Here is a 6,887-nt window from a genome sequence, read left to right as displayed (position 1 = left end):
TTCTTGGTTGCTGCTAGTCATAAACACAGTCGTATGCCTACCCGTTAGTTTAAGTGGGTGACTGTGTCCGGAGATTCAGGGGGCCGCTCCAATCACCGTCAGACACTCGCGCTCCACAGTCTGAGCCTGGCGCTCGGCTCTTCGAGCTTCAAATTTTCGACCTCGGAGAGCCGCGTTCCAGCCTCGGACAGTCGATCGCCACGGTTGGAGGCTCGTGCTCCACAGTTTGACCCTGGCACACCGCTCTCGGAGGTCGAAAATTTCGAGCCAAAACAGCGGCGTTCCACGGTCTGCGTGCCGTGCGTGAGCCTCCGACTGTGGAAGACGGATCTCAGAGGGCCGAATGCCGCCCTCAAACCCCCGCGCTCGGCTATGTGTCGGTGGCCACCCGCTCTCGCGCCATCATCGATTGCAGTGCGTGCTGCAGCTGATCGAGCGTGTAAGGCTTGCGTAGCGCCGTCCACCTGAACGCAAAGCGGTCGTGGTCGGGGATCGGGTTGCCGGAAGCGAAGACCACGCGCAGTTCCGGATGCAGTGCGGACGCACGCTGCGCGAGTTCAATGCCGGACATGTCGGGCATGACCACATCTGTAAACAGCACGTCGAAAGGCCCCGCCTTCAGTGCGGCCAGCGCCTGCGCGCCGCTGGCCGCCTGCTGAGGTGTGATCCCGATCAGCATCAACAGCTCGCACACCGCGCCACGCAAGGAAGCGTCGTCCTCCACCACGAGGATGCGCAGGCGCGCCGGCTCCCACACTGCGCCCGTGTCGAGATCGGGCGGCGTGTCGCCTTCTTCCGTTTCGGCCGCTTGCACCGCGTCGCTTCCCAGCACCTGGCGGATCTTGAAGGCGAGCTGCTGGCGGCTGTACGGCTTGCTCAGCAGCTCGACGCCAGGGTCGAGCCTGCCGCCATGCACGATGGCGTTCTGCGTGTAGCCGGAGGTATAGAGCACCTTCAGCGCGGGCAGTGCCTGCACGGCTCTCCGCACCATTTCCGTACTGCGCATGGCGCCGGGCATGACCACATCGGTGAAGAGCAGGTCGATATGCACGCCGCTCTCGATCACGGCCAGTGCCTGCTCCGCATTGTTGGCCTTGAGCACGGCATAGCCGAGACCGCTCAACAGATCGACCACGGTCTCGCGAACCTTTGCGTCGTCTTCCACGACGAGGATCGTCTCGTTGCCATGCTTGAGCGCTCCGGCCTTGACGCGTGCCGGCTCGACCGCCGTACCGGTGGAGCGGGGCAGATAGACGCGCACCGTCGTGCCCTCCCCGACCTCGCTGTAGAGCCGGATATGGCCGCCGCTCTGTTTGACGAAGCCGTAGGCCATGCTGAGCCCCAGCCCCGTGCCCTCGCCTTCGCGCTTGGTGCTGAAGAACGGGTCGAAAGCCTGCTCCATGACTTCGGGGGCCATGCCGGTGCCGGTATCCGTCACGGCCAGCATGACGTACTGCCCGGCCGGCACATCGGGCAGCGCGACCACATAGTCGTCGTCGAGCGTGGCATTGGAGAGTTCGAGCGTGAGCTTGCCGCCGTCCGGCATGGCATCCCGCGCGTTGATGGCCAGGTTCAGGATGACGTTCTCGAATTGGTGCGGATCGACCGCGGTATTCCAGAGGCCGCCCGCCACCACCGATTCGATCTCGATCGCCTCGCCCAACGCGCGCCGCAGCAGATCGTCCATGGCGCGCAGTTGCCGCGCGGGGTTGATCACGACCGGCGCGAGCGGCTGCTGGCGGCCGAAGGCAAGCAGCTGGGCGGCAAGCTTGGCGCCGCGGTCGACGGCATCGACGGCGTTACCCAGCCGCTCTGCACTCCAGCTGTCGCGGCCATGGCGGCTTTCGAGCAGTTCCAGGTTGCCCCGCAGCACCTGCAGCACGTTGTTGAAATCGTGCGCAACGCCGCCCGTGAGCTTGCCCAGGGCTTCCATCTTCTGGGCCTGGAAGAGCGCTCTTTGCGTTTGCTCCAGTTGCTCGCTGGCGCGCTGCCGTTCGGTGATGTCGCGCGTGACCTTTGCGAAGCCCACCAGTCGCCCATCTTCGTAAATGGCATCGATGATGACGTGCGCGAAGAAGCGGCTTCCGTCGCTGCGCACGCGCCAGCCTTCGGCCTCGAATCGACCATCGCTCCGGGCGGTCTCCAGGCCCCGGAACGGCACGCCGGCCGCAACGTCTTCGGGGGTGTAGAACCGCGAGAAATGCGAACCGATGATCTCGTCTTCGGTATAGCCCTTGATGCGCCGGGCGCCGGCATTCCAGCTTGTGATGTGCCCATCGGGCGACAGCATGAAGATGGCGTAGTCCGTCACGCCCTGAACCAGCAGCCGGAAGTTCCGCTCGCTCTTGAGCACGGCGTCGTGGGCGGCCTTCTTCTCGCTCATGTCGCTGATCACAGTGCCGAACCCGATCAACGCGCTGGCGCTGTCACGCAGTGCCGTGATGGCGACGTTGGCCCAGAAGGGCGTGCCGTCCTTGCGGATGCGCCATCCTTCATCGACGTGCCGCCCTGTTTCAGCGGCCGCGTGGAGCGCGGCGTCGGGCGCACCCGAGGCGCGGTCCTCCGGCGGATACAACAGTGCCAGCGGCTGCCCAATGATCTCGTCGGGCCGATAGCCCTGCATGCGTTCTCCGCCGGGGTTCCACGTGGCGACAACGCCGGTGCGCGACAGGGCAAAGACGGAGAAATCCGAGGTGGATTCAGCCCATAACCGCAGCCACGCAAAGCCAGACTCAGCAAACAAGGGATCGTGATTCATTGATTGGCAGATCAGCGTGCGCCACTGCACGCGTGTGGGTGGCGCAAAGCAATGAGTGGACCGCGCCCCACATCTTGACCGAAACCCGGCAGGATGTGCGACTGAAACGCCACTCCATCGCAGCGGGAAGGTGGAAAGTGGAACGCGGTTTGCATACCTTTAGCGGAAAACACAGCATTGGCCGTTCCCGCGGACATCGGCACCCAAGCGGCGTGGCGCACGAGGCGGCTCCCCGACCATGGCTTTCGCCACCATCAAGGAAACCCATGAACCTTTCCGACTTCATCGAGGCAAACCTGGCGGGCCTGATCGACGACTGGACGGAATACGCCCGCAAGATCAACGGCGACCGCCCACGTCTGTCTGAACAACAGCTGTGCAACTCGGCGCGTGACCTTCTCCTGCGGATTGCTGCCGATATGCGCGAGCGGCAGACGCCCGCACAACAGCGCGCCAAATCGGAGGGCGACCGGCCGCCATCGGAATCGGGCTTCAATGAAGCCGCCCACGAGCATGCCGACGACCGCCTCTCGCACGGCTTTGACATCAACGATCTGGTGGCGGAATACCGTGCATTGCGCGCCAGCGTGCTGCGCCGGTGGCAGCAGGATCCGCAGGCTCACGCCCTGGCGCTGCAAGAGATGATCCGGTTCAACGAGGCCATCGACCAGATGCTTGCAGAATCGGTGCGCCAGCATGCCCAGCAGACCGAGCGCATGCGCGACCTGTTTGCCGGCGTGCTGGCGCATGACCTGCGTTCCCCGCTCGGCGCGATCCTCGCGTCTGCTGAAACGCTGCTGCACGATGATGGCCTGTCTTCGCGCAGCGTTCGGGCGGTCGCCTTCATCCAGCGCGGTGCGATGCGCGTGCAAAAGATGATCGACGACCTGCTCATCTTTACACGCACGCGGCTGAGGGATTTTCTTCCTACGCGTTTCAGTAGCCAGGATATGGGGCGACTGTGCAGCGATGCCATCGACGAGGTGTGTGCGTCGTACCCCGACGCGAAGATCGATCTGCGCCTGGCAGGCGAACTGCGTGGCACCTGGGACGGCAGCCGGATCGGCCAGTTGCTGGTCAATCTGTTGACCAACGCGGTGCGCTATGGGGTCGGTGGGGTCGCCATCGAGGCGGCCGGGCGCGACGGGCAGATGACGATTGCCGTTTCAAACGAGGGCAACCCCATCCCGCCTTCTGCTTTTCCGACGCTGTTCGACCCGCTCACCCGCGCGCAGCGTCCCGACCACAGCGGGAGCGCCGCGGGCATCGGGCTTGGCCTGTATATCTGCCGCTGCATCGTGCAGGCGCATCGCGGGACAATCGATGTGCAGTCATCGGAACACGGCACGACGTTCACCGTGCGGATTCCTCTTTCTGTGACGGCTTGACCCTTGCCGGTCGCCGAGCATGAAAAAAAAGGGCCGGCACCCTGAGGTACCGGCCCTTTTCTCTTCCTGCTTGCTTCTTGCTGCTTGCAAATCGGCAGTGTCGATCAGCTTGCCTGACGCAACGCAGCAGCTTCCTGCCCACGCTTGCCCATCAGCAACTGCACCACCACCGCAACGATGATGTTGAAGGCCAGTGCCGCCAAGCCCGTGTAGATGGTGTACTTGTCACCGCCAATCACGAAGGTGTGCACAGGCTTGATGCCGTCGGAGAAGGCCAGCCAGCTGCCGGCGATCATGCCCGCCGCCCAGCCGGCCAGCAGCGCCGGTGCACGGAAGCGGTTCGAGATGTTGAACAGCCCGAACACCACCGACGGGAACGTCTGCACGATCCACACGCCGCCCAGCAGCTGCAGGTCCAGCGCGAACTTGGTCGGCAGGAACAGGATGAACACCAGCGCGCCCGCCTTGACGATCAACGAGATCACCTTGGCCACCTTTTCCTCGCCGGCGTGCGTGAGGTCCGGGGCCACATAGGGCTTCCAGAAGTTGCGCGTGAACAGGTTGGCCGCACCAATCGACATGACCGCCGCCGGCACCAGCGCACCGATGGCGATGGCCGAGAACGCAAAGCCCGTGAACCAGCTCGGGAACAGCGCGTTGAACAGCGCGGGCACCACGTCGTTGTTGTTGGTGACCTTGATGCCTGCCGCATAGGCCATGAAGCCCAGCAGGGCGATCAGGCCCAGCAGCACGGTGTAGGCCGGCAGGAAGACGGCGTTCTTGCGGATGGTGTCTGCACTGCGCGCGGCAAAGATGCCCGTGAGCGTATGCGGATACATGAACGCCGCCAGCGCCGAGCCAATCGCCAGCGTGGCGAACGGCAGGAACTGCGCGGGCTTGAGCGTGAGGCCCGTGGCGCCGCCCTTCACCGCAAACGCATCATGCGCATTGGCGAACACCGCACCGTAACCGCCCAGCTTGGCCGGCACCAGCACCACCGCCACCAGCACCACGATGTAGATCATGATGTCTTTGACGAAGGCGATGAGCGCAGGCGCCCGCAGGCCGGCGGAATACGTGTACAGCGCCAGGATGATGAAGGCGGCCGCCAGCGGCAGCTCGCCCGTCAAGCCCAGCGCCTTGATCACGACTTCCATGCCGATGAGCTGCAGGGCGATGTAGGGCATCGTCGCCACCACGCCCGTCAGCGCCACCGCAAACTCCAGCGCGCGCGAGCCGTAGCGGCCGTACACGGCATCGGCCGCCGTGACGTGGCCGTTGGCATGCGCCACCTTCCACAGCTTGGGCATGATCAGGAAGACGATCGGGTACACCAGGATCGTGTACGGCAGCGCGAAGAAGCCATACGCACCCACCGCATACACGAGTGCCGGCACGGCGATGACGGTGTAGGCGGTATAGAAATCGCCGCCCACCAGGAACCACGTGATCCAGGTGCCGAAGTTGCGGCCGCCCAGGCCCCACTCTTCAATGTGGGCGCCCTTGTCGGAGTTGCCGCGCTGCCAGCGCGAGGCGATGAAGCCCAGCACCGTGACCAGCGCGAAGAAGAAGATGAAGACGCTGAGCGCCGTCCAGTTGATCTGTCCGTCCATCATTCTTCTCCTTTGCCCTGACCGTTCTTGAAGACGATCCAGATCAGCAGCGAGGTGAGCGGCACCCACAGGAACTGGTACCAGTAGAAGAACGGAAAGCCAAAGAGGGCGGGCGTTTCCTGGTTGTAGAACGGCACCCACAGCAGGCCGATGAAAGGCAGTGCGAGCAAGAACTTCATGGGTTGTCTCCTGGTTCGGGGACTTCGGATGTTGTTTTGAACAGGTGAGGTGCCACGCCCGATGCGTGACCAGACGGATGTCTGACGGATTGCTTTCCGCCTTTGTTGTTATCCGGCGCACTGTGATCGCGCACCTTCTGGAAAACCATCCGCACCTGTACGCAGCAGCCACACGTAGTACTACGTAGCAAGCGTAGGCTTTTCGCGTGAAATAACCAATCGCTAAGGTGGACGCGGGTTTCCTAGGGTTTTCACGAATTCCTGTCATGACAGACAACCGCAGAACGCGTGAGCAAAACTCGCGAGCGGCCACGGTGCCGCATGGCATCAAGCACAACGGGGAGCCGCAGTGGCTCCCCGCTGATTGTTGTGGCGCAGCATAGGCCCTGGCGTGCTCAGGGTTTCTGCGCGGTGCAGCGCTGCAGCGTTGCCCATTCTTCTCGGCTAGAGGTGGGCCAATATGCAGCGAATGCAAATGGCTGCTCGTGCAGAGGTGTGCGCGCAGAGGGCGCCCCCGCAACAATCGATCCGGATGAGTCAATCATTAAAGACGGAATTGAATGAATCGGCTTATTCAAATCGAATTAAGTCCATCAACGATCTTTTATTCCAATTTTTTGCCCGCGTTTTTTTCTTTTAGGCCGTGAGTTTTACATTGATACCCATCATAGGAAATCGTTTGCCAGCTGCCCGCAAATGGCGCAGCCATCAGGAAAAACCCGTACACGAATAGACATTCAAGCGCCCGTTTCTTTAGAGCAAACACTCAAAAACGTGTGGGGTTTTGAATTTGTTTTCAATCTGAATGAAGAAATACTTGTAAGGTGGTTCCATCGTACAGATTCACATCCCACTTAGCCCGGCAATCCCCTCGCCGGGTCTTTTTTTGGGCGGTGCATCAAATGGCTGCGGGCGCGAAGATCCACCGCAAGAACGCGGGGCATTGCAA

The 6,887-nt window shown here is 62.6% G+C and carries 4 protein-coding genes; 1 reads left to right on the top strand and 3 read right to left on the bottom strand.

Annotation, left to right across the window (positions count from 1 at the left end; all coding sequences use genetic code 11):
* Positions 1 to 370: 370 nt before the first annotated feature.
* The gene (locus R2669_RS17520) at positions 371 to 2,758 is read right to left on the bottom strand and encodes a hybrid sensor histidine kinase/response regulator (RefSeq protein WP_316901470.1); all 2,388 of its coding nucleotides are present in this window, start codon (positions 2,756 to 2,758) and stop codon (positions 371 to 373) included.
* 266 nt (positions 2,759 to 3,024) lie between these two features.
* Between R2669_RS17520 and R2669_RS17515 the strand changes: the two genes are divergently transcribed.
* Positions 3,025 to 4,146, top strand: a complete 1,122-nt coding sequence (locus tag R2669_RS17515) for a sensor histidine kinase (RefSeq protein ID WP_316901498.1) — start codon at positions 3,025 to 3,027, stop codon at positions 4,144 to 4,146.
* A 104-nt stretch (positions 4,147 to 4,250) separates the two neighbouring features.
* On the opposite strand, the gene mctP is transcribed toward R2669_RS17515, so the two are convergent.
* Positions 4,251 to 5,759, bottom strand: a complete 1,509-nt coding sequence (gene mctP / locus R2669_RS17510) for a monocarboxylate uptake permease MctP (RefSeq protein ID WP_316890957.1) — start codon at positions 5,757 to 5,759, stop codon at positions 4,251 to 4,253.
* Entirely contained in the window at positions 5,759 to 5,938 is a 180-nt protein-coding gene (locus R2669_RS17505; protein WP_102065686.1) for a DUF3311 domain-containing protein, read from the bottom strand. Before R2669_RS17505 ends, mctP begins: the two co-directional genes overlap by 1 nt.
* Positions 5,939 to 6,887: the final 949 nt, after the last annotated feature.

Source organism: Ralstonia edaphi (genome assembly GCF_958350185.1).
In the GTDB taxonomy this organism is placed as follows: domain Bacteria; phylum Pseudomonadota; class Gammaproteobacteria; order Burkholderiales; family Burkholderiaceae; genus Ralstonia; species Ralstonia edaphi.
The sequence above is the reverse complement of the archived record's forward strand: the minus strand, read 5'-3'. Positions and strand labels throughout refer to the sequence as shown.